Below are 24,120 nucleotides of genomic sequence, written 5' to 3' on the forward strand. Positions count from 1 at the left end.
GACTCATGGAAAACTCGGAGCATCGACTGCAAGAGAAAGCGCCGCGGCAGGGAAGCGCCTTCCTTGGGCTCGCCGTCGGCCTCTTCGGTGTAGGAGCGGGACTCGTCCTCGATGGGGGCAATCTTCGGCAGATCCTGCAGCCGACAGCGGCGCTGATTGTCTTCGGTGGCACCCTTGGCGCTGTGCTGGTGCAGTTTCCCCTCAGCATCGTTGGACGGTCCTTTCGCATGCTGCGACAGGTCTTCCTTGGCAGCAATGACAAGGCCGCCCATTTGATCGACGAACTGGGCCGCTACGCTATGCAGGCGAGAAAGCACGGCCTACTTTCGCTTGATTCGACGCTAAACTCCATTCCAGACTCCTTCTTACGCTTTTGCCTCACTCAGGCCATCGACGGCACCCGGCCGGACGAATTGCGTCACTCGATGGAAGGCCTGATGCAGGCAGAAATGGATCGTGACCACGCTCTTCCCATGGTCTTCGAGTCTGCCGGGGGGTTTGCCCCCACCATCGGGATTCTTGGCGCGGTCATTGGCCTGATTCAGGTCATGCAGCACCTCGCAAACATTGAAGAAGTAGGCCGCGGAATCGCGGCAGCCTTTGTCGCCACGCTTTACGGCGTCGGCTCGGCCAACCTCTTCTTCCTGCCTTGCGCGGGGAGGATGCGGGCTCTCATCGAGCGTCGTCAGGCAATGCGAGAGCTCGCGCTCGAGGGAGTGGTCGCCATCATCGAGAAGAACACCCAGCGGGCTGTCGAAAAGCGCCTGGCGTGCTACCTTCCCCAGACGCCGCCTGACACGGTTCCGTCTGCGGTGCTCCAGTGAGTTCCCGCTTTCAGCGTCGGCGGCAGGCGCATTCCCCTGGCCATGAGCGCTGGCTGGTCTCCTACGCAGATTTCGTGACACTTCTGTTTGCTCTCTTCATCGTTCTGTTTGCCTCGGCTTACAAGGACCAGCAGGCGGTCGCCAAAGTGTCCGCCGCAGTCAAAGACGGATTTAAGGAGATGCAGGTGAGGGTGATCACCGTGGACGGCCGACAGTCCACCCTGCATGCTCCGGCCGCAGCGCTGTTGCCTCGTCCCGGCGACCCTATCGTGGATCGCAGCGCGGGCATCGACATCTCGGAGCTCCAGCGGAAGCTGGGCGAAGCGCTGGGACAGGAGATCGCCCAGAAAGAAGTTGTTCTGCGCATGACGCCGGAGGGCTTCGTCATCAGTCTTCATGAGCTCGGGTTCTTCGCCAGCGGTCAGGCGGATCTCCTGCCCGGAGCCAAAGAGAAGATCCGGAAGCTGGCCGCTGTCCTGACGCAATACGGGCTCAACATGCGGATCGAAGGCCACACGGACAATGTGCCCATGCACAGTGCGCGCTACGATTCCAACTGGGAACTCTCCACCGCTCGCGCGACTGCGGTCGCCAGGATGCTGCTCGATAGCGGAGACTTCGATCCGGAGCGCCTCGCAATTGCGGGCTATGGCGAGTACCATCCGGCTGCCTCGAACGACACAATCGAGGGGCGGCAGCAGAATCGACGTGTGGACATCGTCCTCGTGACCGTGCCGGTGAATCCATCGCCCGCTCAGTCGCATCCACCGGTGTCGATTCCGCACTAATCCCCAAGGAATTGGCTAATTTCCCGAATCGAAACCCGACCCGCACCAAAGTGCCCAGCCGGGTGCTCTTCGCTATATGTGTGGCCGATGATGGAGTTGCTGAATTGAATTCGTACATCAACGGACGTCGTCGCGGAAGCTCACTGCGATCGGCTCCGAACGCAGTGCAGAGTCTCAAAACGTGTAGCGGGTCGGGTGGATGACGCAGGCTTACTTATTTTTGGCGATGGATCTGCTCGGGCAGTCCTTCGGGCCTTTCGCCTTCGGTTGCGGCGCGGTCGCGGCCGGCATCCTCGTACTTTGCATCGTCCGCTATCTTCTGCACCAGGAGCGCAAGATCGAAGAAGCGGAGCGTCGCTCGAAAGCCGTACTTGAGCAACTCAGTGAGGGCGTCGTCCTCATCGACCATGTCCGGAACATAGCCACCATGAATAGGGCGGCAGCAACGATACTGGGCGTGACCGGTCCCTCTACCTCTTACAGCGAACTCCGCAGCGGCTACGAGGTCCTGACTTGGGATGGCGCCACGTTGCCTGATGAGGAATGGCCCAGCAACCTCGCCGCTAAGGGCCACTATGTTCGCGGCCTCGAGTTGCAGATCGTTCGCAAGCTCCACGGCGATGTACGTTACGCAGAGGTGAGCAGCTCTCCGGTCCGCAACCATAAGGGTCTCCCGACTGCGACGCTGCTGACTTACCGCGACATTACTGACACGCGGCGCGCCATGCTCGCGAGGGAGAGGCTCGCGGCCATTGTCGACTCGTCGGAAGACGCGATCATCAGCAAGGACTGGGATGGCAACGTGACAAGCTGGAACCGCGGAGCTGAGAAGATCTTCGGTTACACCGCTGAAGAGATGCTGGGGCGCTCCATTCGGATCCTGGTTCCAGAGAGCCTCCAGGGCGAAGAGGACGACATCCTGGGCCGCATACGGCTCGGCCTGACCGTCGAACACATCGAGACCGAGCGTCGCCGCAAGGACGGTTCGGCGATCCACATCTCCGCTACGATCTCTCCGATTCGCGATGCCTTCGGCAATATCGTCGGAGCTTCGAAGATTGCGCGTGATATCACCGAGCGCTGCCGCCTGGAGCGCCAGCTGCGCCAGAGCCGGAAGCTCGAAGCCTTGGGCCAGTTGACCGGTGGCGTGGCGCATGACTTCAACAACCTCCTTGGCGTCATCCTCGGCAACCTCGAGCTGCTCGAGGAGATGCTGGAGGGCAATGAGGCCGCTCTCGCCCGCGTACGTAACGTCGAGCGCGCCGCTGGGCGTGGGGCTTCTCTGGCCCGCCGCATGCTCGCCTTTTCCAGCCGTGAAGAGCTTTCGCCAGCTCCAGCGAGGCTCAGCGATCTTGTACAAAGCACCCTTGAACTCGCAACACGCGCCCTCGGACCCGAAATCAACCTCGTTCCGCGTTTCGACAAGAGCACACCCTCAGTCTTTGTGGACGCCGCGGCGTTGCAGAATGGGCTGCTGAACCTTTTGGTCAACGCCCGGGATGCGATGCCCAAGGGCGGTTCGATTACGATCACCACCCATGTCGCCTACCTTGATGAAAGCTACCCGCCAGTGGCCGCCGGAGAGTTGAGGGCGGGCTCCTATGCTTGCCTCTCCGTCTCGGACACCGGCCATGGTATGTCTCCAGAGGTGCTGGAACACGTCTTCGAGCCTTTCTTCACCACGAAGGGGCGCGACAAGGGAACAGGCATGGGGCTGGCGATGGTCTACGGGTTCGCCCGCCAGTCCGGGGGGACCGTTCGCATTTACAGCGAGCCTGGCTACGGAACCACCGTCTCGCTTTACCTCCCGCTCTCTGGGGAGGACTCCCTCGTCCTGGCCGAGCCCGCAGATTTTGGAAGCGACCTCGTGATCGGGGATGGCTGTGCGCTCGTAGTAGACGATGAGACGGATCTGCTGGAGGTTGCTGTGACGTATCTCGAGGCGCTGGGCTACAGGGTCTTGTCAGCCTCGGGTCCCGCCCAGGCCCTCGAAATCCTTGCACGCCAGAAGGTAGATCTGGTGATCACCGACATCATCATGCCCGGTGGCATGGACGGAGTGGAACTGGTCGAAAAACTTCGTGCGGTGCAATGCGACATTCGTGTGGTCTACTGTTCCGGGTTTCCTGCCGATGCTTTAGCAGAACGCCGCTCGTCTCACCTGGACGGTCCTCTGCTACACAAGCCCTATCAGCGTCGCGAGTTTGTGGCGGCGATTCACGGCTTGCGTACGGCTCAACTTCCCTCGGTTCAATTGCTGGTCCCGCACCTATGAGCGCCCTCGCTATGTCCCAATCCGCGCCACTCCCCATGCCTCGCGTACTCATCATCGATGACGATTGCGATCTCGGCGGCTTCGTGGCTGACGTGGTGGAGCACATGGGGCTGCGCGCGACCCTCACCACGACGGCCGCCGAGTTTCTCGACGCGATGGCGCCTGACGTGGATCTCATCATCCTCGACTTGGCGCTGCCCAAGGTGGACGGCGTCGAGTTGCTACGCCATCTCAATCGGCAGGGTTGCGACGCGGGCCTCATCGTGATGAGCGGGCTCGGAACCAGGATCATGGAGAGCGCTGAAGACCTGGCCGCTGCCCTCGGGCTGAAGATCGTCGGCCACCTCGCCAAGCCCTTCCGCCGCGCCGATCTGGAGCTGATGGTCTCCCGGCACCAGGCTTCGAGCCCGCAGGTCATCCGGCCCGCCTCGAATCTCTGCACTACCGCCGAACTGGACGGCTGCCTGGACCATGAGCTGGAGCGTGCCCTCACCCAGCATGAATTCGTGCCGCACTTTCAGCCTCAGGTCGATCTCAAGTCGGGGATCATGGTGGGTCTGGAAGCCCTGGTGCGGTGGAACCACCCGCGGCTTGGCGTTCTGCCTCCCTATCGCTTCCTCCCTCGTCTTGAGGCAGCCAATCTGATCGACAGGCTCAACTGGGAGGTGGCGGCCCAGAGCCTGGCCGCACTGCAGCGCATGGCGCAGGTCTCCGATGCCACGCCGACCCTCTCCATCAACATACCGGCATCTTCGCTGCTGGATTTGAGCTTCCCAGACACACTCGCCACTCTGTTGGAGAGGTACCGCGTGTCTCCGGACCGCATCGTTCTGGAGATCACGGAGGGTGGCCGCATCGAGGAGTTATCGAGCGCCCTCGACGTGCTCACGCGCCTGCGGATGAAGGGAATTGGCCTCTCTGTGGACGACTTCGGCACCGGTTACTCGATGATGCAGCAGCTTCGACACATTCCGGCAACAGAGCTCAAGATCGACCGTTCCTTCGTCTCACGTCTCCATTTGAACTCTGGGGATCGTGTCCTGGTCCAGAAGACCATCGAGATGGGCCATGCGCTGGGCTTGCGCGTCGTGGCCGAAGGTGTGGAGACCGAGGAGCAGCTCGCTCTCTTGCGCGGTGACGGGTGCGATATCGTGCAGGGTTATCTCTTTAGCCGGCCCTTGGCCGAGTGTGACTTGATGGGCTGGATGACGCGGTACCTCGCGGCCTGACCGATCAATCCACCGGAGAGTGGTGACCCCACTCGAAGCGCCGCCCCAGAATGCCTTTCACTATCAGGTGATCCGTTGCGCTCGTTCCGCCCAGGCCTACACCAACGTTGATCTCCCACGCGGGCGACACGTTCAGATCTGTCACCACGAAGAGCTGCTGCTGCTGCTCATGCAGCACATCGAAGCTGCGCAGATCGCCATAGTCCGCGTAGTACTCAAAGCCGGCGTTGATCTTCTTCGTGAAGTCGTAGCCGATCTTCGCTCCTGGCGAGAAGGCCAGTCCCTGGTTTACGTCGGGCCCATGCCACGTGCGCTCCAGGGCAGGATTCACGGCGAAGTACCATCGCCCGATCGTCTTGTCGACGATGGGACGAATCTCCCATGTCCACGTGTCGGGCGAGTACACGGCGCGCTGGTAGCCAACCTCCGTCGATAGGCTCACGCCCACTGGCCAGTGCCAGCTGTCGGGTACGCGCACACGCGGTCGTATGTGGTCGCCGACCCACTGCACGCCGTGGCCGTCCTGCTCGCTGGTAAAGATGTAGAAGCCAACCTCGGACCAATTGGTTACGCCCTCGGTCAGCTCGATCGTCTCGTGTTCCTGGTGATTCGTCGGATAGACCCCGTCGATGAGTCTCGTCTGTCCCGTTACGGTGTAATTGGAGTGCAGTTCGACCATCAGCGTCTTAGGAGCCACCGTATCCGCCCCGTACACCTGGATCTCGTAGTTGCCCTGCGCGCGCGCGCCAGCCCACGCTCCCAATAGCAGGAACACTACTGCAACTCTTATCTGCAACGACCACATGCGCACGTCTCTCCTCAAATCTCTCTCATGCATAACGAAACACCATCATGAAGCCACGATCCATGTGGTCCTGCTGATGGCAGTGAAACAACGTTCGCCCCGGATGCCGGGCGACGAACTCGACCTCGGCGGTAGTGTGCGCAGGCACCAGCACGGTGTCCTTCGTAATCCCGCGCAGCCCCGTCGCGCCATCAATTGCCTTCACCTCAAACAGGTGCCGATGCAGATGCAGGGGATGATCGTCGTGACTCTGATTGTCGAGAATTAAACGGTAGCGTTTATCTTGCTGCAGCACCGGCTCATCGGTCTCAGGGTAGCTCTTGCCGTTGATCGTCCAGCGTTCGGGAGAGCCATGTCCCTGGAACTTTGAAGAGAAGACCAGCTTCAACGGAATGGCCACGTCTTCAGGGTTCATGGCATCCAACGCCACCGGAAGATTTCGCGCGCTGAACTGCATGTAGTCCCATTCGAGACTCTTCGGCTGAATCCACGCCGGCTTTCCGCTCGCACCCTCGTACTCGACGACGATCCCCATGCCCGCGGCCTGCACATGCTTCCTCACTTCGCCCAGCACCCACACGCCTGGGTTATTCATCGTCACGATTGCGCAGATGCGCTCTGCAGGCGCCAGCCGCACCATGGAAACCGTTCGCTGTTGTGCCGGTGCAAGAGCATTGCCGTCGAGTGCGATGACCTGGAAGCTGTGTCCAGCGAGAGCTAGCCAGTGAACCTCTGTCGGACTCGAGTTGAGCAGATGCAGCAGCACACGGTCGCCGCGCTTCACGCGGATCGGATCTCCGAAGCCCAAAGCCTTCCCGTTGATCGTCGAAACGTCATAGCTTGGCATCATCGAGCCATCATCGCTCGCGAGCATCTGCCCGCCCCAGTCGTGCAGTCCGAGGAAGACCTCGCGATCGACGTTCGGCTGCTGCGCTCCATCGATCATCAGGAAGCCATGGAGTCCACCGAACTGTCCCGCGCTCAGATCGTTCCCCGCAAAGGTATGCGTGTGATACCAGCGAAAGCCCGCAGGCTCCGGTCGAAACATGTACTGCTTCGTCTCGCCTGCAGGGATCATCGGCGTGCCTTCTTCCATGGCCCCGTCGATCTCCGACGGAAGGAAAAGACCATGCCAGTGCACTACCTCTTCACGAGGCGAACGATTGCGAATCTCAACAGTAATAGGCTGACCCAAACGCATCCGCAGCAGCGGCCCCGGCACCTGGCCGTTATAGGCCAGCGTCTTGTAATGGTGCTTCGGAGAGGGTTCGACCGTATACGGTGCAATCTCCAGCATCACGTCTGGAGTTGCGGCAAAGGCATGGAGCGGAGCGAAATTGGCACAAGTTGCAGCCAGCCCCGATCGTACGAGGCTCCGCCGTGTCAGCTCCCGCCGCCTGCCATCTGCCATGAGTCGAGTATCACCGATTCTCTCCCGCCCTACGGTGATGCGTATCATCACGCCAAAACGAGAGCGGGTTCCTATCCAGCGTCGCATCGCTGGATAGGAACCCGCCATGAACTTCCGTTCATCTCATCGCAGACTTCGGATGGGCTCCTAACGAGCCGTTTGATCCAGGGCCAGATTCAGTTCCAGGACATTGACACGAGGTTCTCCCAGTACCCCCATCTGCCGTGGCGTGACGTGTGCTTGCACCAACGCACGAACAACATCAGCAGAGAGCCCGCGTGCCTTCGCCACCCGCTCCACCTGGAACAACGCAGCCGCAGGCGTGATGTCGGGATCGAGCCCCGAGCCGGATGCCGTCACCAGGTCTACGGGAGCGTTCGCGCCCTCGGCAGCTACAGACTGGTCCACACGCGCCATCAGAGCCTTGTTGGTTGGTCCGAGGTTCGATCCCCCCGACGAACTCGCGTCGTACCCGGCACCAGCAGCCGAGGGACGGCTATGGAAGTAGCTATCACCCGCGAACGACTGCCCGATCAAATGCGACCCGATCGGTTCACCCTTCGCGTTATAGACGAGCGAGCCATCCGCCTGGTGCGGGAAAGCCACCCGTGCGATCACGGTCGTCACCAGCGGGTATACGAGCCCGAACAGCACCGCTGTGACGATCGTGTAGAGCAGGGAGGTCACAATCAACTTCTTCATTTCGTTCTTCACGTCAGCCTCCTTGCTTATGCGAGATGTGTCAGCGTAAGCACAATGTCAATGAGCTTGATCCCAAGGAATGGCACGAGAATACCGCCCAGACCGTAGACCAGCAGGTTCTTCTTCAGCAGCGTGGCGGCAGGCAACGCCTTATAAGCCACGCCGCGCAACGCCAGGGGAATCAGCGCAACGATCACCAGTGCGTTGAAGATCACGGCCGACAAAATCGCCGACTCCGGCGAATGTAGATGCATCACGTTGAGCGCATTCAGCACCGGAAACACGCCCGCGAACATCGCCGGGATAATGGCAAAGTATTTGGCCACATCATTCGAGATCGAGAACGTCGTCAGTGCGCCGCGCGTCATAAGAAGCTGCTTACCGATGGCCACGATCTCAATGAGCTTGGTTGGGTTCGAGTCCAGGTCCACCATGTTGCCGGCCTCTTTCGCCGCCTGGGTTCCCGAGTTCATCGCCACACCAACGTCGGCTTGAGCCAGCGCGGGAGCATCGTTGGTGCCATCGCCCGTCATTGCCACGAGCTTGCCTTGTGCCTGCTCGCGGCGGATGAGGTCCATTTTGTCCTTCGGCTTGGCCTCTGCGAGAAAGTCATCCACACCCGCCTCGCGCGCAATTGCAGCGGCGGTCAGTGGGTTATCCCCCGTGATCATGATGGTGCGAATGCCCATCGCGCGCAGCTGCTCGAACCGCTCGCGCATCCCACCCTTCACGATATCCTTGAGGTGAATCACTCCCAGCGCGCGATTGTTCTCCGCCACAACAAGTGGCGTGCCGCCAGTGCGCGCGACTTCCTCCACCGTGTCGCGAACCTCCTTCGGCATCGGGTTTCCGAGCTTCTCGAGGTAGTTGGCAATCGCATCGACCGCTCCCTTGCGAATGATGCGGCCATCGATATCGATACCGCTCATACGTGTGGTCGCGCTGAAGGGGATGAACTGCGCATTCAGCGAAGCCAACTCACGGCCGCGCAGGTCATACTTCTCCTTCGCCAGCACCACGATCGAGCGGCCTTCAGGAGTTTCGTCAGGTAGGGAAGAGAGCTGCGCAGCATCGGCAAGCTGCGCACTCGACACTCCTGGCGCCGGAAGGAACGCCGAGGCTTGACGATTGCCGATGGTAATCGTGCCCGTCTTATCCAGCAGCAGCGTGTCAACGTCACCGGCGGCCTCAACCGCACGGCCGGAGGTCGCCAACACATTGTGCTGTACCAGGCGATCCATACCGGCGATGCCGATGGCCGAGAGCAGCGCACCGATCGTCGTTGGGATGAGACACACGAGCAGAGAGATCAGTACGAAGATCGTCTGCGGTGCGCCGGAGTAAATCGCAAACGGCTGCAGCGTCACTACTGCCAGCAGGAAGATGATCGTGAGACCCGAGAGCAGGATATTCAGCGCGATTTCGTTTGGCGTCTTCTGTCGCTCCGCGCCCTCGACCAGCGCAATCATGCGATCGAGAAAGGTCTCACCGGGGTTGGAGCTGATGCGCACGACGATGACGTCGGAGAGCACTCGCGTGCCTCCAGTCACCGCCGAACGGTCACCGCCCGCCTCGCGGATGACCGGCGCGGACTCGCCCGTGATCGCAGATTCATCCACCGACGCGACGCCTTCGATCACCTCACCATCGCCGGGAATCATCTCCCCTGCGATGACCCGGACGATGTCACCGACTCGCAGTTGGGAGCTCGGTACCTGTTCAGTGACATCATCTTTGACAACGCGTACGGCCATCGTCTCTGACTTGGCTTTACGCAGGGCGTCGGCCTGCGCCTTGCCCCGGCCCTCAGCCATTGCCTCCGCAAAGTTCGCGAAGAGCACGGTGAACCACAGCCAAAGCGTGATCTGAAGATCGAAGCTGAAGTGGCCGACTTTGTGGATGCCATCTACGATCAACAGGATGGTCGTGAGTACACTGCCGATCTCGACAACGAACATCACCGGGTTGCGCATCATCACAACCGGGCTCAGCTTGCGGACCGCGTCCACGCTGGCGCGACGGATGATATCGCGGTCGAAGAGGCTACGCGTTTTTCTATTTTGACTTGCACTCATAGCGTTCGCTCTTCCTTAGAAGCTCCTGCCGGCATGCATCAGCAGGTGCTCGAGAATGGGGCCCAGCGAGAGGACCGGAAAGAAAGTCAACAGGCTGACGATGAGAATCACGCCCACCAGCAGTGTCGCGAACATTGGCGTCGTCACAGGGAACGTTCCCGCCGTCGCAGGCACGCTCTTCTTCGCCGCCAGGTTGCCGGCCACAGCCAGCATCGGGATCAGCATCAGAAAGCGGCCGCAGAACATCGCAAGCCCCAGCGTGGTGTTGTACCAGTGCGTGTTTGCGTTGAGTCCTGCAAAGGCCGAACCGTTGTTCGCCGTCGCCGAGGTATAGGCATAGAGGATCTCTGAAAGCCCATGCGGTCCCTGGTTCGCTAGGCTCGATAGCCCGAACTTCGGCGAGAGCACGGCAATGGCTGTAAAGCCGAGGATCACCAGCGGGAAGATGAGCAGGTACAGCATCGACATCTGGATGTCGTACGCTTCGATCTTCTTGCCGAGGTACTCCGGTGTTCGGCCAACCATCAGGCCCGCAATGAAGACCGCCATGATGACGAAGATCAGCATGCCATAAAGGCCCGCGCCAACGCCGCCAAAAACTACCTCGCCGAGCATCATGTTCAGCAGCGGCATCATGCCGCCGATCGGTGAGAAAGAATCGTGCATGCCGTTCACAGCGCCGCAGCTGGCGTCAGTCGTGATCGAAGCGAAGAGTGCCGTGTTCGCAATACCGAAGCGAACCTCCTTGCCCTCCATATTGCCTCCGCTCTGCTGCGCGCTCACCTGCTGGTCCACGCCATGCAGCAGCGGGTTGGCTTGCGATTCCGCCCAGTACGTTGTGCCGACTCCGGCGAGCCACAGCACGCTCATCGCTCCAAATACCGCCCATCCATGCTTCGGCGACTTCGTCATCTCGCCCAACACAACCGTCAGGCCTGCCGGAATGAGGAAGATCGCGAGCATCTGCAGCAGGTTCGTCAGCGGTGTTGGGTTCTCGAACGGGTGCGCGCTATTGGCGTTGAAGAAGCCGCCGCCATTGGTGCCGAGCATCTTGATGGCTTCCTGCGAAGCCACCGGGCCCTGCGCGATGCTCTGTGTGGTGACAGTCGTTGCTTTGCCATCCGTCCCGGTCACAGTCTGCTGCTGGACGAGCTTCGCAGTGTCATAGGGCTTCAGGTTCTGCACCACGCCCTGCGAGACGAGAGCAAGCGCGAAGACGAACGAGATGGGTGCGAGTACCCACAACAAAGCACGCGTGATGTCGACCCAGAAGTTGCCCAGGGTCTTCATCTCGCGGCGCGCAATGCCACGGATGAACGCCACCGCAAGTGCGATGCCCACTGCCGCGGACCAGAAGTTGTGCGTCGCCAGCCCGAGCATCTGCGTGAGATAGCTCATCGTGGTCTCAGGCGTATACGACTGCCAGTTCGTGTTCGTCGTAAAGCTGATCGCCGTATTCCATGCCAGGTCCGGGGCTACCGCTGCAAGGTGCTGCGGGTTCCATGGCAAGTGTCCCTGCAGGCGCTCGATCGCGTAGGTGAGCACCAGCGTAGCGAGGCTGAAAAGCAGCATCGCTACGAGATAGATCGTCCAGTGCATCTCCTCAGCGGGATCGATGCCTGTGACGCGATAGAGCAAGCGTTCTACTGGGATCAGCACCGGATCGAGGAAGGTCTTGCGCCGCTCAAAGACCGCGGTCATGTAGTGACCGATAGGTCTTGTGAGCAGTAGGAGGAGTGCGAAGAAGAGCGCGATCTGCGCCCAGCCATTCAACGTCATCAGAATTTCTCCGGGCGCAGCAGAGCATAAACGAGATAAACCATGACGGCTGCGGAAATCAGCAGCAGGATGATGTTCTCAACCACGGTGAGCCTTGCCTTTCAGCCGGGAACACGCCTCGATGTAGGCGTGCCCGGCTCCAAACAGAATGAGAGTGATTGCGAGGTAGAGGAGGTCCATGTCTTTCATTTCTCCTGGAACTAGAACTTCACGAGGATGGCGCCGGTAATGCGGTTCTCGCTGCGAACGAGGTCCGGCGTCCAGCCTGCTACCGCGGATCCTGCCGGGCCGGTGTTGCCTCCAGGAGGCGTTACGCCACCAGGGCCGGTGAAGTACGGTACGCTTGCTGCGCGGTGGTTGTACTCCAGACGCCATGTAATGTACTGGCTCGGCATCCAGTCCGCGGTAACGGACGTATCCCACGCCTTGAACGGATCACCGGGATTCTCTGTGAAGTACGGCGTGCCGCTGGCAGCAGTCGCTCCATTGATGGGTGGCAGCAGCACAAGGTAGCGGCCGGGGTTATTGATCTCACCACCGCCAAGAGTCAGAGCGTAGTGATTCTTGTCGAACCAGAGGCGGTTGTACGCCATGAAGCCGAGAAAGCTCTGCTTGGGACCGTTCTTGCCGTTACCAAAGCAGCTCACGCCGCCGCCGGTCTCGCACCCTGCATCGCCGGTGAGCGATGCCGCCGCCTTGCTGAGGAAGTGCGTGGGCTGGTCAAGGTACTTGTACTGCACGCTGTCATCGGTGTGATATCGAGTACGGTGCGTGACACCAAGAGCATCCTCGCCAAAACCATACTGGTTGCCGACAATCGACCAGTTGCCATTGGGGCGATACAGTATCTCGCCGCCGAGTCCTGGCCGGTTGTTGAAGCGCCCGTATGACTGCCAGCCGTTGATAAACCACGGCTCGATCTTCAGCTTCTCGGTGGGGAACCACTGCACCCGAACACCATTGAAGAACCACGGCGTGTTCGACGAGACATACGACGGCTGATACGCCCAGTTATCGAACTGGTAGTACGAGAACAGTCCGATGTAAGACATGAAGATGCCGGCATCGACGTTGATGCCATGCTGCACATTGAAGTGGTAGCCGCCATAGGCTTCAGACACGTAACGATACGCGTCGGCGAGGTCCCACTGCCCACGCGAAGGGCTCGCATCGTTGCGCGGCGTGGTGGTGGCGTACATGCCGAACTGCGTCATAAGTCTTGCGCGCACGTTGTCGAAGTGGAAGTCGCCACCGACGCCGAGCTGTGTAACCTGCACCTCACTCGAACGAAAGACCTCGCTCGATCCGCTGATGGTGTCGTCCTGCGGATGGTGGAAGTCGTAGACGTAGTCGATGTCGGCACGGATCTCCGGCGTGAAAAAGCTCGTTGCGTAGGGAGTATCCTCCGTGCGCGCGTTACCTGTCAGCCATGTGAAATCCGCGAAGGAGAACGGATCGGAATGCGGGTTGGGACCCTTCACAACACTGGCTGGTGTCGCGGGTGCGCAGCATCCGGGAGTGGATGCTGGCGCGACCGATGTAGAAGTGGTAGCCGCAACCGCGGGCGCGGCTGAAGCAGGAGCCGTTGCCGCACGTGTTGCCGATAATGGCATCGCCGAGCTATGCGTGTTGGGCGTGGGCTGGGCGCGCTCGCGTGCCTCGAGAATCTCCAACCGGTTCTGCAGCCGCTGTAACTCGTCCCGCAGCGTATTGACGGTCTTCTGCAGCTCGGTGACGGAGTCCTGATCGGGTGGAGTTGTGTTTTGCTCCTGCGAGAAGCCCCGCTCCGGAGTTGCGAACACGAGCACAAGGAACGTAAGCGCAAGAACGACTGCGCTGGCAGTACGTGGCCTCATCATGGCACAACCTCCGGACGATGCGTGATCAGCATCCGCGCGGCCATCGGCGGTAGCCGTGACCTCCATCACAGGTTGGCTCGATTGAAGAGAAAGGCGATAGAAGCAAGAGCTTACGAGTTTCATCATCTAGAGGATTTCCTACACACACCGATTTTGAGTACACATCCGGCGTCGGTAGGAAGTCCGTAGAGAGGGCGTTAAGAAGTCGTAAAGTCCGCCTGCGGATCCGCCTCAAGACGATAACCAACCCATGGTTCACTACGGATATAGCTCGGCCCCTCATCGCGGTCGATCTTCTTGCGCAGTTGCGCCACCAGCACACGCAGATACTCCGGCTGACCTTCGCCGGCGTGCCCCCAGATCGCACGAAGCAGCGTGCGATGAGTCATTACGCGACCGGAGTTTCGCAACAGGAGGAGCAGCAGGTCGAACTCCTTCGGCGTAAGGTGCAGTTCCTCACCACGAACCAGGACGCGGTGCGCTTCGACGTCGATCGAGAAATCGCCTTCGGCAATGGACAGCGCAGGCTGCTCCTGGGAACTGCGGCGTCGCAGTTGAACGCGCACACGGGCTAACAGTTCAGGCATGCTGAAGGGTTTGGTGACGTAGTCATCGGCGCCGTTGTCGAGTGCCAGTATCTTCGCTGCATCCTGTTCACGAACGCTGAGAACGATGATAGGCAGTTCGCTCACTTTGCGAACCTCTCTCGTAAGTTCCACACCATCCATCTCCGGCATTGACAGATCGGTGATGATCAGGTCTGCGGCGAAGTGCTTGAGCTTCTGTAGCGCTGCGATCCCGTTCTCCGCCACCATCACTTCATAGCCGTAGCTCTCCAGCGAAGTGCGCAGAACGCGCGCGATCTGCCGCTCGTCGTCCACCACAAGAATCTTCATCTCAGCGATGCTCCTGCGTGATGATGTGAAGATCTGCGTGCGGAGCGTCCCGCATGAAGCGACTGATCGCGAGGAAATAGAGATACTTCTTGAGGCCGGTCAACGCGGAGCGGCCAAAGAGCACCTGCGTGATGCGATTTTGCGCCGCAAACTGCGCGGTTGCCGCCGCAACGTTGCTGCCCTTGAGGTGCACGATGCTCGCCCCGAGATTGCGGGCGAAGTCGAAGTTCTCCTCGAGCGCGCGAGCGGTATCGGGGAGCGTGTCGGCCTCAGTGTCCATGTGCAGTACGAAGAACTCGGCTCCGATCGCATCGGCCAGGCGAGCGCCCCGCGCAACGAGATCGCGCGACCCCGGACTGGCGCTGACGCACACTGCAACCTTCTCCGCGACCATCCAGTGTCCGCCGAGCTGCTTGCGCTTTACATAGGTGTCCAACGTTCGGTCCACAGCCCGCGTCACACGCTGCAGCGCCATCTCACGCAGTGCGATCAGGTTGCCGCGACGGAAGAAGTTCTGTAGCGACCGCTCGACTCGATCCATCGGATAGATGTCGCCGCGGCGCATGCGCTCGGCGAGCGCCTCCGGGGTGAGGTCGTTCATCACCACCTCATCCGCTCGATCCAGCACCCAGTCCGGAACGGTCTCCCGCACAATGACGCCGGTAAGTGACTGCACCCGTGGCGTGAGGCTCTCGATGTGCTGTACGTTCAATGTCGTTAGCACATCGATGCCGGCATCCAGCAAATCGAAAACGTCCTCATAACGCTTGTGATGACGGCTGCCTTCGACGTTCGTGTGGGCCAGCTCATCGACCAGGGCGACATGAGGTTGCCGTGCCAGCACTGCGTCTACGTCCATCTCTTCGAAGAGAGTGCCTTTGTAGTCGATCTGCCTCCGCGGCACCGCCTCCAGCTTCTCGGCTTCGGCGGTCGTGCCGGAGCGGCCGTGGGTCTCGACGATGGCAATGACGACGTCTTCGCCGCGGCTTTTGCGGCGGATGCCTTCGTTGAGCATGCTGAATGTCTTACCTACCCCGGGTGCGTAGCCGAGAAAGACCTTGAACCGCCCACGAGGCCGGCCGCCAGACTCCGCCGCCTCAGCGGACTCCAGCCAATCTTCAGGGCGCTTCCGTGCAATATCTCGTTCGCTCATCGCAGTACAATCCAGCTCGTGAACTCAAAACGGCTCATTGCGGCAGCTCGATGGCTCATCATCCTGACGGGGCTAGCAGCCATCACGGCGTTCTTCCGTTCGGTGATCCATGCCAATCCCACCACGGTCGCTTTGAGCTTTCTTCTGCTCATCCTGTTCATCGCAGCCAACTGGGGGCTCCGCTATGCGATCATCTCCTCGCTGATCGCGACGGCCTGTTACAACTTCTTCTTCCTGCCGCCGGTCAACACGTTTACCGTATCAGACCCGCAGAACATCCTGGCTCTCACCGTCTTCCTCATCACGTCGGTCTTCGCCAGCCGCTCCTCAAACCGAATCCGCATGGAGTCGCACGACGCCAAGGCGCGTCAGGCTGAACTCGAGGTGCTCTACCGATTGGGTCGCGGCCTGCTCCAGACCGACGAGATCATTCCGCTGACCAATGCCATCCCCGCGGCGATCGAAGCGGCCAGCGGAGCGCACTCCGTCGTCTTCTATCTGCTTGACAGCGACAGCGTTTATCGCTCCGGTCCCGACTGGCCGGCCGCATTTTCCACCGCCCAGCTGCAGGAGCTCTCGAACTCCCCCGCGGTGACCTTCAGCCCGGCCTCTAACGAATCCGTGATCCCGTTGCGCACCGGCGTGCGCCCGCGGGGAGTCGTCATCTTGCGCGGCGTCAAGCTGTCGACGCAGACACTCGAAGCGCTCGGTGGCCTGGTCTCCATCTCGCTCGACCGCGCCCGCGCCGTCTCGGAACTCACACGAGCCGAAGCTTCGCGCGAGAGCGAACGGCTGCGTGGCTGGATGATGGATTCCATCACGCATGAGCTGCGCACGCCACTGACATCCATCAAGGCTTCGGTCACGACGATGCTGACGTCTCAGCTTCCTCCAGCCAGCTCACGCGAACTGCTGACCATCATCGATGAGGAAGCCGACCGCTTGAATCGCCTCGTGGCCGAGGCCGTCGACATGGCGCAGCTCGACAGCCAGGAGGTTCGCATGAACCTCACGCCCCAGAGCCTCGGCGACATGATGCAGAAGGCCATTGGGGAAAACGAGCCCTTGCTTGAGCGCCATCCCGTGGAGGTGCGGCTGCCGGCGTCGCTGCCACGCGTGATGGCCGATCCGGTGTGGATGGAGAAGGTTCTCGACAACCTGATCGAAAACGCGGCCAAGTACTCCAACCCGGACACACCCATCTTCATCAGCGCCGAAATTGACAGCGGACAGGTCGCTTGCAGTATCGCTGACCGGGGCTTCGGTATCGACCCCCTGGAACAGTCGCTGATCTTCGACAAGTTCTATCGCTCACCCAACCGTAGGCCCGTGAGTTCCGGAACGGGCATGGGGCTGGCGATTTGCCGGGCCATCGTGGAGGCCCACGGAGGCCGCATCTGGGTGACCAGCCAGCCCGGCCAGGGATCGGTTTTCACCTTCACGCTGGCCGTTGCTCCCCCAGAACGTGGGTGAGGCGCGTCACGGCGAAGCGCTGACGGCAGGGTAGAGTTAAAGCCTATGGCTTCGGTGCGAGCAAGTGGACAGGCAGGCGATGGGACAAGCACTCGTGCGCGCGTGATCGCTATTTATGCGTTTTTGCTGGTCTTCAATCTCGCTGCGTGGATCTGGGCCGCAATCGCCTTCCATCCCTATCCTGTATTGCTGGGCACAGCCTTCCTCGCCTACAGCCTGGGCCTCCGCCACGCGGTCGACGCCGACCACATCGCCGCTATCGACAACGTTACCCGCAAGATGATGCAGGAGGGCCGCAAGCCCGTCTCCGTCGGCTTGCTCTTCTCGCTCGGACATTCCACCGTTGTCATCGTGGGTTCAGTCGTACTCGCAGCTTCGGCGAGGGCACTTCAGCAACGTATTGCCGGGTTTCAATCCATCGGAAGTTTCATCGGAACCCTCATCTCGACACTCTTCCTCTTTGCGATCGGCCTGGTTAACCTGATTGTGTTGCGGTCGATCTACCAGACCTTCGCCCGCGTCCGTCGCGGCGAGCCCTATGTCGACGAGGACTTCGACCTCCTGCTCAACAGCCGTGGCCTGCTGGCGAAACTCTTCCGGCCTATGTTCGCCATGATCCGCGAGAGCTGGCATATGTATCCCCTCGGCCTCCTCTTCGGCCTTGGCTTCGACACCGCCACCGAGGTTGGCGTCCTGGGCATCTCCGCCACCAGCGCCTCGCACGGCCTCTCGCTATGGTCGATCCTCATCTTCCCCGTGCTCTTCGCCGCCGGTATGAGCCTGGTCGATACCACGGACAACATCCTCATGCTCGGGGCCTACGGCTGGGCCTTCGTGAAGCCGATTCGCAAGCTCTACTACAACCTCACGATCACTTCAGTCTCTGTCGTCGTAGCGCTCGCTGTTGGCGGAATCGAGGCTCTGGGGCTGATGGGCAATCGTCTACACCTCGACGGAGTCTTCTGGCAGTTCATTGGGCATCTGAATGACAACTTCGGCATGCTTGGCTATGCCATCATCGGCATCTTCGTGCTCAGCTGGGCCTTCTCGCTGGCCTTTTACAAGTGGCGCGGCTTTGACGAGCTGGAGTCCTCCGCAACCGGGGACTGATCTTCCATCTTCGCCACGTCTTCGCTTATCCTGTTCGGGTGAGTGACTCCCTCCATCCACTGCTCTCCGCCGGGTCGCTGCGTCGCGAGCTGAGCGCACGCAATCTCCAGCGTGCCGAAGTAAGCCACGCACATGAAGAAACCATCGGCCCCACGCCTAGCGTGCTATACATGGCTGACGAACAGGGTCGCCATGGTAATTTTCTACCTGCCTCCTACCGTCGAATCCTTGCAGATCCAGCATGGTCTCGACGTCTCGACAAGGCCTACACCTCCAGCAGCCGCGTTCCCCGGTCTGGCGACCGCCATCGCGCGGAGCTCGACTGCGCGTCCAGCTCCGATGCCTTGTTGATGAACCTCTTCTGCTATCCGGGAATCACGCATCGGCCCAGCCTTTGCGACCTTCTAGGCACCGACGTCGGTCTGCGTCCCGAGTTCGGTGTCCGCGTCCTGCTTCCGATGGCGCGTGGCGAGGTGGATCGGACGGAGATCGACATGCGCCTCGGGGATCTTCTCATTGAAGCCAAGCTTACCGAAGGCGGATTCGGGAGCGCCTCCCGCGATCGCCTCCTGCGCTATGAGGGCGTCGAGGAGCATCTGGATCTGGACGAGCTTCCCCGAACTTCGGTGGGCTTTGCCGGTTGGCAGCTCATCCGCGGCGCCCTCGCCGCCGCCCACCGTCATGCGAGGTTTGTGGTCCTGTGCGATGCCCGGAGGGCAGACCTGCGCGAGGCCTGGTTCCGCGTCCTGACCGCGGTTCGGTCCAGCGAGCTGCGCAGCCGGCTGGGCATCATCACCTGGCAGGAGTTGGCAATGGCCACCCCGACGACGGTCAGCGGTTTTCTTGCCGCAAAATACGGTATCCTCGGGCGGTAGCCGAAGGGAAGTTCGTGTGCCAAGGGCGCGCGCTGCCCGAGGGAACGAAGGCGCTCGCGATTGCGCAGCGCCAGGGAGCACGTACGTGTCGTCAGTTGTTCTGGAATCCGCCGCCATGACCGACGTAGGGTTGGTGCGCCGCGTGAACCAGGACGTCTACGCCTCCGACGACGCTCTCCATCTCTATATCGTCTGCGACGGCATGGGTGGTCCTGCTGGGGGCGAGATCGCCAGCGCCCTCACAGCGGACACCTTCGTCAACATCTTCCAGCAGGAACTCGGCGCCGTCCCCGGCAATGGAGCTACGACGACCGCGCTGGCCATGGAACGCGCCGCTGCCGCCGCCAACCGCACCGTCTGCTCCCGCGCTGCGTTCGACACGCGCTTTCGGGGCATGGGAACCACGCTGGTGGCAGCTCGAGTGAGTGGCAACGACCTGGCTGTGCTCAACGTGGGCGATAGCCGCGCATACCTGCTTCACAATGGCGAGCTTCGCCAGGTCTCCGTGGACCACTCGTATCTCAAGGAACAGGTAGAGTTGGGGCTCATCACACTGGAGCAGGCCAGAGACTCTCCACTTCAGTCCGTCATCACGCGCGCCATTGGCGCCGAAGCTGACGTGCACCCCGACCTCTTCCACGAAGTATTAGCGCCGGGCGACGTAGTGCTGCTGAACTCCGATGGTCTCACCCGGCACGTCTCCGATGAGGAGATCCGGTTCGTTCTGAACGAAGCCCCGAGCGCGTCTTCGGCCTGCGAGAAACTCATCTCGCTCGCTCGCGAGGGCGGCGGCTCGGACAACATTACCTGCTTCGTCATCCGGGTGACCGAGGCAGCAGCGTAGCATCGCTCGTGATGCGGGGAACTGTCCGCAGCGGCGAAAGGGAGATACCAGTCATGGTCGTAATCGATAACGAGTACGTAGACCTCGAGACCCCCACCGGCGCCATGCGGACGCATATCGTACGGCCCGCGGCAGAAGGCCGCTTCCCGGGGATTACGCTTTACAGCGAAATCTTCCAGGTCACCAGTCCGATCCACCGCACCGCGGTGCAGCTCGCCGGACACGGCTACGTGGTCGCGATCCCGGAGATCTATCACGAGTACGAGCCCCTCGGCACCGTCTTCGCCTACGACCAGGCGGGCTCCGACCGCGGCAACGCCCTGAAGACCACCAAGACCGTCCAGGCCTACGACGACGACGCCCGCGCCGTGCTGGCCCACCTGGCTTCGCGTCCGGACTGCTCCGGCAAGCTCGGCGTCATGGGCATCTGCATTGGCGGCCACCTGGCGTTCCGCGCCGCAATGAACCCCGAGGTTCGTGGCGCCGTCTGCTTCTATGCCACAGACATCCACAAGGGTGGCCTCGGCGCAGGCATGAACGACAACTCTATGGCCCGCGCCGGCGACATCAAGGGCGAGCTGCTCATGGTCTGGGGCCGCCAGGATCCGCACATTCCCACGGAGGGCCGCATGGCGGTACTGAACCGCCTCAATGAGGTCGGGGCTAAGCTCAACTGGCACGAGGTCAACGGCGCACACGCCTTCCTTCGCGATGAAGGCGTCCGCTACGACCCCGAACACGCCCGCTCCATGTTCGGCCTCGCACTTGATCTCTTCCACCGTACCCTCGCTGTAGGCGGCGGTACGCTGGAGCTCCAGCAGGACACCAACACCAAGCATTAGCCCATTCGTCCCGCAGCTTGGCCATGAGAAACTCCCTCCTTGTGGGGGAGTTTTTCTTTTCGTGGTCCGCGCCGACACGCCTCCATATTGACAGACAAACTGATAAGCCATACTGTTTAGGTAGAGACGGATCAGATGCCTGCCACTGAACAACAAATCGACGAACTCATCCAGGCCATGGGCCTCATCGTCCGTCGCGCCCGTGCTTCCGCGCTGAATGAACAGCTCTCCCTCACCGAATCCATGGTCCTGGGGCGGCTCGCGCGCAGTGGCCCGCAGACGGCTGCCGACCTCGCGCGCGCCGAAGGCATGAAGCCACAGTCGATGGGCGTCGCCGTCCAGGCGCTCGAGGATGCCAGGTTCGTGGAACGAACGCCTCACCCTACTGACGGCCGCCAAATGCTCATCGCCGTCACCCCCGAGGGCCACGCAGAACGCGCGCGGTCAAGAGCAGCTAAGCGCCTCTGGCTCGCGAACGCCATCGCGCAACTCGACGAGCAGGAGCGCAGCACGCTCTTCGCTGCGGTAGGCATCATCCGCAGATTGGCCGAGGCGTGAGCAGATGATCGCAACCGCCGACAAGCAGCAGAAGAGGGAAGAGAAGGCCACGAAGCCGCCCGGACGCTTCGACCATGCCTGGCGTGCGCTCCGGCATCGCAACTTCCGTCTGTACTTCTTCGGCCAGGGCACCTCGGTCATGGGCACTTGGATGACGCGCGTCGCCATGACCTGGCTGGTGTACCGTCTCACAAAGTCCGCCCTCATGCTCGGAGTTGTCGCTTTCCTGGGCCAGATCGTAGCCTCCGCGCTTGGACCAATCGCCGGAGTTTGGGTCGAGCGCTGGCCGCGCCGCAAGATGCTGGTGTGGACCCAGGCCGCGGCGGCAGTGCAGTCCCTCGCTCTCGCGGCATTCGCGCTCACTGGGCGCAGCAATCTCGGGGAGATCATTACGCTTGCCGTTTTCCAGGGCCTCATCAACGCCTTCGATATGCCCGGTCGCCAATCTTTCCTGGCGCAGATGGTGGACGACCGCAACGATCTGGGCAACGCCATCGCGATCAACTCTGCCGTCGTGAATGGAGCCCGTCTTATCGGGCCTGCGCTGGCTGGCTTCGTCATCGCGTGGGCCGGCGAGGGGTGGTGCTTCCTCATCGACGGCGTCAGCTACCTTGCCGTCATTGCCTCGCTGCTGGCCATGCGCCTGAAACCGCAGCCGCCTCGGGATCGTGGCGTCCGCATGCTCGCACAGATGCGTGAGGGCTGGGACTATATCAGGGGCTACCGGCCGGTGCGCGCGACCCTCCTGGTCTTCGCGCTCGTCAGCCTGATGGGCTATCCCATCATGGTGCTACTCCCTGTTTTCGCCGCCGAGGTCCTGCACGGCAATGCGACGACCCTCGGCTGGCTCTCCGGAGCCTCGGGAGCAGGTGCTCTCGTGTCCGCGCTATCGCTCGCCATACGCAAGAACGCGGCAGGGCTCATGCGCATGGTGCTGATCGCGACCGTCATGCTCGGCGGCGCACTCATCGCATTCGGCTTCTCACATGTGCTCTGGCTTTCGATGCTGCTCATGGCCATCGGAGGCTTCGGTCTCATGCAGGTCGCTGCGGCGTGCAACACGATCCTGCAGTCGCTGGTGGCGGAGAACATGCGCGCCCGCGTAATGAGCTACTACACCACAACATTCTTCGGGGCCGCTCCGTGCGGCAGCCTCATGGCAGGCGCGCTGGCGCACCGCATCGGGGCTCCGATCACGGTTGCGATTACAGGAGCTTTCTGCCTGCTGGGAGCGGTGTGGTTCGGGATTGAGCGCAGCAAGATGAACGATGCCGCGCGGCTTGCAGCCACCAAAGGGAACATGGTCACGGCCGAAGAAGAAGCAGCAAGAGAAGGGGAAGCAAGATGACTATCGGCAGCGCCGTCGCAGCGTTTTTCTCGGGGATGTTCCTCGCAAACTTCGTGCCCCATTTCGTCAAAGGCATCTGTGGCGATAAGTTCCCCACGCCCTTCGCGAAACCGAGCGGCATTGGTCTATCCTCGGCCCTGGTGAACGTAGTCTGGGGACTCGTCAACCTCGTCGCCGGCTTCTTCCTCTTCCGTACCGGCCACGTCGGCAGCGGCCCGCTCAGCCCGGTCGCCATCTTCTTTGCGGGCCTCGCGTTGTTGAGCGTCTTAATGGCCCCGCACTTCACACAGAAGCACAAAGAGTAGCGCGTCTAAGCTCATACTCCAGCCGGCTAGTCGCACGTAGCTCAACGACGTGGAAGCTCTCGCGGAACCGGCGACTTTGCCTGGTCGGCAATATTCGCACACGATCGTCGTGGCAAGAAGCCCATTACTGCAGGTACGAACGCAGCCACGGGTCAGTGCTGCCTGTAAGCTCCAGCGTCGAACCATCAAACACCACCTGGCCTTCATTCAGCACCAGGAACTTCGTTCCCTCATCCAGTCCGTGATTTGGGATTGGCTCCATCGCGTTCTTCACCGTGGACCACTGATGCGTCGCAAGCGTAAACGCATCCTGCAGCCGATGCGTGATCAACAGTGCGGTCGCGTGCGAGACATCCCGCTGCTTCACCACCAGCTCTATGATCGTCGTCGACGTAATCGGATCCAGACCGCCGGTCGGCGAGTCGTAAAGGATCAGGTCAGGCTTGGTGATGATGGCCCGCGCGATTGAGACACGCCGCCGCATGCCGCCGGAGAGTTCCGGCGGAAACTTGTCGATTGCCTTCTCGAGCTCCACGAACCGCAGCGCTTCGACCACGCGCGCATGAGTCTCCGCCACCGGCGCATGCTCCTCGTGCAGCCGATAAGCTACGTTGTCCTCTACATTCAGGGAGTCAAACAGCGCGCTCTCCTGGAAGACCATGCCGACGTGCGCGCGCATCTCGAACAGCTCTTCCTCGGTCATCTCCTGCAGGCAGCGCCCAAAGACCTTGATGCGTCCCGAGTCGGGCATCATCAGGCCATTCGTGAGCTTCATCAGCACGCTCTTGCCGCCGCCGGCCGGACCCAGCAGGATGCGGGTTTCGCCACGCTGAACCTTGAAGCTCACGTCGCGCAGCACCTCATGCTCGTTGAACCCGAGGGACACATGGTCGAACTCCACGATCGGAGTTCCGGGAGCCATGGTCTCGAAGAGATCTTTGTGCGTAGGGGAGGCAGATGCCATCAGGT

At 61.3% G+C, this 24,120-nt stretch carries 23 protein-coding genes; 12 read left to right on the plus strand and 11 right to left on the minus strand.

Annotated features, from left to right (window positions below):
• The first annotated feature begins 5 nt into the window (after positions 1-5).
• Both AC5E6W_RS11165 and AC5E6W_RS11170 read left to right on the plus strand, forming a co-directional pair.
• On the plus strand, positions 6-824 hold the full coding sequence (locus AC5E6W_RS11165) for a flagellar motor protein (protein ID WP_491752372.1): 819 nt from the start codon (positions 6-8) through the stop codon (positions 822-824).
• Positions 825-898: 74 nt separating this feature from the next.
• Positions 899-1,612 carry an OmpA family protein gene (locus tag AC5E6W_RS11170; RefSeq protein ID WP_491752373.1) on the plus strand — a complete coding sequence of 238 codons (714 nt, stop codon included), beginning with the start codon at positions 899-901 and terminating at the stop codon, positions 1,610-1,612.
• A 214-nt stretch (positions 1,613-1,826) separates the two neighbouring features.
• Here AC5E6W_RS11170 and AC5E6W_RS11175 read toward each other — a convergent pair whose 3' ends face one another.
• Positions 1,827-2,021, minus strand: a complete 195-nt coding sequence (locus AC5E6W_RS11175; RefSeq protein WP_491752505.1) for a hypothetical protein — start codon at positions 2,019-2,021, stop codon at positions 1,827-1,829.
• Here AC5E6W_RS11175 and AC5E6W_RS11180 point away from each other — a divergent pair.
• Together AC5E6W_RS11180 and AC5E6W_RS11185 are read left to right on the plus strand one after the other, a co-directional pair.
• A complete protein-coding gene (locus AC5E6W_RS11180; RefSeq protein WP_491752495.1) occupies positions 2,013-3,887 on the plus strand; it encodes a hybrid sensor histidine kinase/response regulator in 1,875 nt (624 codons plus the stop codon). The genes AC5E6W_RS11175 and AC5E6W_RS11180 overlap by 9 nt on opposite strands.
• Before the next feature lie 11 nt (positions 3,888-3,898).
• Positions 3,899-5,116 carry an EAL domain-containing response regulator gene (locus AC5E6W_RS11185; RefSeq protein ID WP_491752374.1) on the plus strand — a complete coding sequence of 406 codons (1,218 nt, stop codon included), beginning with the start codon at positions 3,899-3,901 and terminating at the stop codon, positions 5,114-5,116.
• A 4-nt stretch (positions 5,117-5,120) separates the two neighbouring features.
• Here AC5E6W_RS11185 and AC5E6W_RS11190 read toward each other — a convergent pair whose 3' ends face one another.
• The 9 genes from AC5E6W_RS11190 to AC5E6W_RS11230 all read right to left on the minus strand — a co-directional run bounded on the left by AC5E6W_RS11190 (position 5,121) and on the right by AC5E6W_RS11230 (position 15,796).
• Complete coding sequence (locus AC5E6W_RS11190) at positions 5,121-5,921, minus strand: hypothetical protein (protein WP_491752375.1); 801 nt, start codon at positions 5,919-5,921, stop codon at positions 5,121-5,123.
• 25 nt (positions 5,922-5,946) lie between these two features.
• Complete coding sequence (locus AC5E6W_RS11195; RefSeq protein WP_491752376.1) at positions 5,947-7,218, minus strand: multicopper oxidase family protein; 1,272 nt, start codon at positions 7,216-7,218, stop codon at positions 5,947-5,949.
• A 261-nt stretch (positions 7,219-7,479) separates the two neighbouring features.
• Positions 7,480-8,034 (minus strand): potassium-transporting ATPase subunit KdpC, encoded by a 555-nt coding sequence (gene kdpC, locus AC5E6W_RS11200; protein ID WP_491752496.1) that lies wholly within the window; start codon positions 8,032-8,034, stop codon positions 7,480-7,482.
• 26 nt (positions 8,035-8,060) lie between these two features.
• The gene (gene kdpB, locus AC5E6W_RS11205) at positions 8,061-10,109 is read right to left on the minus strand and encodes a potassium-transporting ATPase subunit KdpB (RefSeq protein ID WP_491752377.1); all 2,049 of its coding nucleotides are present in this window, start codon (positions 10,107-10,109) and stop codon (positions 8,061-8,063) included.
• Between the two features lie 15 nt (positions 10,110-10,124).
• On the minus strand, positions 10,125-11,888 hold the full coding sequence (gene kdpA / locus AC5E6W_RS11210) for a potassium-transporting ATPase subunit KdpA (RefSeq protein WP_491752378.1): 1,764 nt from the start codon (positions 11,886-11,888) through the stop codon (positions 10,125-10,127).
• Positions 11,888-11,974, minus strand: a complete 87-nt coding sequence (gene kdpF / locus AC5E6W_RS11215; RefSeq protein WP_491752497.1) for a K(+)-transporting ATPase subunit F — start codon at positions 11,972-11,974, stop codon at positions 11,888-11,890. The genes kdpA and kdpF overlap by 1 nt, the downstream gene beginning before the upstream one ends.
• Before the next feature lie 114 nt (positions 11,975-12,088).
• Positions 12,089-13,747 (minus strand): outer membrane beta-barrel protein, encoded by a 1,659-nt coding sequence (locus AC5E6W_RS11220; RefSeq protein ID WP_491752379.1) that lies wholly within the window; start codon positions 13,745-13,747, stop codon positions 12,089-12,091.
• A 197-nt stretch (positions 13,748-13,944) separates the two neighbouring features.
• Positions 13,945-14,628 (minus strand): response regulator transcription factor, encoded by a 684-nt coding sequence (locus tag AC5E6W_RS11225; protein ID WP_491752380.1) that lies wholly within the window; start codon positions 14,626-14,628, stop codon positions 13,945-13,947.
• Positions 14,629-14,644: 16 nt separating this feature from the next.
• The gene (locus tag AC5E6W_RS11230) at positions 14,645-15,796 is read right to left on the minus strand and encodes a histidine kinase (RefSeq protein WP_491752381.1); all 1,152 of its coding nucleotides are present in this window, start codon (positions 15,794-15,796) and stop codon (positions 14,645-14,647) included.
• Positions 15,797-15,814: 18 nt separating this feature from the next.
• On the opposite strand from AC5E6W_RS11230, the gene AC5E6W_RS11235 reads away from it, so the two are divergent.
• The 8 genes from AC5E6W_RS11235 (at position 15,815) to AC5E6W_RS11270 (ending at position 23,151) form a co-directional block, all read left to right on the plus strand.
• Positions 15,815-17,269 (plus strand): sensor histidine kinase, encoded by a 1,455-nt coding sequence (locus AC5E6W_RS11235; RefSeq protein WP_491752382.1) that lies wholly within the window; start codon positions 15,815-15,817, stop codon positions 17,267-17,269.
• Positions 17,270-17,314: 45 nt separating this feature from the next.
• On the plus strand, positions 17,315-18,379 hold the full coding sequence (locus tag AC5E6W_RS11240; protein WP_491752383.1) for a HoxN/HupN/NixA family nickel/cobalt transporter: 1,065 nt from the start codon (positions 17,315-17,317) through the stop codon (positions 18,377-18,379).
• A gap of 38 nt (positions 18,380-18,417) precedes the next feature.
• Positions 18,418-19,254, plus strand: a complete 837-nt coding sequence (locus tag AC5E6W_RS11245) for a PGN_0703 family putative restriction endonuclease (protein ID WP_491752384.1) — start codon at positions 18,418-18,420, stop codon at positions 19,252-19,254.
• Between the two features lie 85 nt (positions 19,255-19,339).
• Positions 19,340-20,098: a Stp1/IreP family PP2C-type Ser/Thr phosphatase gene (locus AC5E6W_RS11250; protein ID WP_491752385.1), complete on the plus strand. Its 759-nt coding sequence runs from the start codon at positions 19,340-19,342 to the stop codon at positions 20,096-20,098.
• A gap of 53 nt (positions 20,099-20,151) precedes the next feature.
• Positions 20,152-20,940, plus strand: a complete 789-nt coding sequence (locus tag AC5E6W_RS11255; protein ID WP_491752386.1) for a dienelactone hydrolase family protein — start codon at positions 20,152-20,154, stop codon at positions 20,938-20,940.
• A gap of 135 nt (positions 20,941-21,075) precedes the next feature.
• Positions 21,076-21,498 (plus strand): MarR family winged helix-turn-helix transcriptional regulator, encoded by a 423-nt coding sequence (locus AC5E6W_RS11260; protein ID WP_491752387.1) that lies wholly within the window; start codon positions 21,076-21,078, stop codon positions 21,496-21,498.
• A 4-nt stretch (positions 21,499-21,502) separates the two neighbouring features.
• Entirely contained in the window at positions 21,503-22,846 is a 1,344-nt protein-coding gene (locus AC5E6W_RS11265) for an MFS transporter (protein WP_491752388.1), read from the plus strand.
• Positions 22,843-23,151: a hypothetical protein gene (locus tag AC5E6W_RS11270; protein WP_491752389.1), complete on the plus strand. Its 309-nt coding sequence runs from the start codon at positions 22,843-22,845 to the stop codon at positions 23,149-23,151. Before AC5E6W_RS11265 ends, AC5E6W_RS11270 begins: the two co-directional genes overlap by 4 nt.
• Before the next feature lie 124 nt (positions 23,152-23,275).
• Here the strand turns inward: AC5E6W_RS11270 and AC5E6W_RS11275 are convergent, their stop codons facing one another.
• On the minus strand, positions 23,276-24,115 hold the full coding sequence (locus AC5E6W_RS11275; RefSeq protein ID WP_491752390.1) for an ABC transporter ATP-binding protein: 840 nt from the start codon (positions 24,113-24,115) through the stop codon (positions 23,276-23,278).
• Positions 24,116-24,120: the final 5 nt, after the last annotated feature.

Source organism: Bryocella sp. (genome assembly GCF_058498515.1).

What these genes read in the sequence shown, in the direction of transcription:
- AC5E6W_RS11190 (WP_491752375.1), bottom strand. Translation starts at nt 5,921, where the DNA reads ATGTGGTCGTTGCAGATAAGAGTTGCAGTAGTGTTCCTGCTATTGGGA.
- AC5E6W_RS11175 (WP_491752505.1), bottom strand. Translation starts at nt 2,021, where the DNA reads ATGGTCGATGAGGACGACGCCCTCACTGAGTTGCTCAAGTACGGCTTT.
- AC5E6W_RS11275 (WP_491752390.1), bottom strand. Translation starts at nt 24,115, where the DNA reads ATGGCATCTGCCTCCCCTACGCACAAAGATCTCTTCGAGACCATGGCT.
- AC5E6W_RS11220 (WP_491752379.1), bottom strand. Translation starts at nt 13,747, where the DNA reads ATGATGAGGCCACGTACTGCCAGCGCAGTCGTTCTTGCGCTTACGTTC.
- AC5E6W_RS11255 (WP_491752386.1), top strand. Translation starts at nt 20,152, where the DNA reads ATGGTCGTAATCGATAACGAGTACGTAGACCTCGAGACCCCCACCGGC.
- AC5E6W_RS11165 (WP_491752372.1), top strand. Translation starts at nt 6, where the DNA reads ATGGAAAACTCGGAGCATCGACTGCAAGAGAAAGCGCCGCGGCAGGGA.
- AC5E6W_RS11185 (WP_491752374.1), top strand. Translation starts at nt 3,899, where the DNA reads ATGTCCCAATCCGCGCCACTCCCCATGCCTCGCGTACTCATCATCGAT.
- AC5E6W_RS11265 (WP_491752388.1), top strand. Translation starts at nt 21,503, where the DNA reads ATGATCGCAACCGCCGACAAGCAGCAGAAGAGGGAAGAGAAGGCCACG.
- AC5E6W_RS11230 (WP_491752381.1), bottom strand. Translation starts at nt 15,796, where the DNA reads ATGAGCGAACGAGATATTGCACGGAAGCGCCCTGAAGATTGGCTGGAG.
- kdpC (WP_491752496.1), bottom strand. Translation starts at nt 8,034, where the DNA reads ATGAAGAAGTTGATTGTGACCTCCCTGCTCTACACGATCGTCACAGCG.
- AC5E6W_RS11260 (WP_491752387.1), top strand. Translation starts at nt 21,076, where the DNA reads ATGCCTGCCACTGAACAACAAATCGACGAACTCATCCAGGCCATGGGC.
- kdpA (WP_491752378.1), bottom strand. Translation starts at nt 11,888, where the DNA reads ATGACGTTGAATGGCTGGGCGCAGATCGCGCTCTTCTTCGCACTCCTC.
- AC5E6W_RS11195 (WP_491752376.1), bottom strand. Translation starts at nt 7,218, where the DNA reads ATGCTGGAGATTGCACCGTATACGGTCGAACCCTCTCCGAAGCACCAT.
- AC5E6W_RS11270 (WP_491752389.1), top strand. Translation starts at nt 22,843, where the DNA reads ATGACTATCGGCAGCGCCGTCGCAGCGTTTTTCTCGGGGATGTTCCTC.
- kdpB (WP_491752377.1), bottom strand. Translation starts at nt 10,109, where the DNA reads ATGAGTGCAAGTCAAAATAGAAAAACGCGTAGCCTCTTCGACCGCGAT.
- AC5E6W_RS11240 (WP_491752383.1), top strand. Translation starts at nt 17,315, where the DNA reads ATGGCTTCGGTGCGAGCAAGTGGACAGGCAGGCGATGGGACAAGCACT.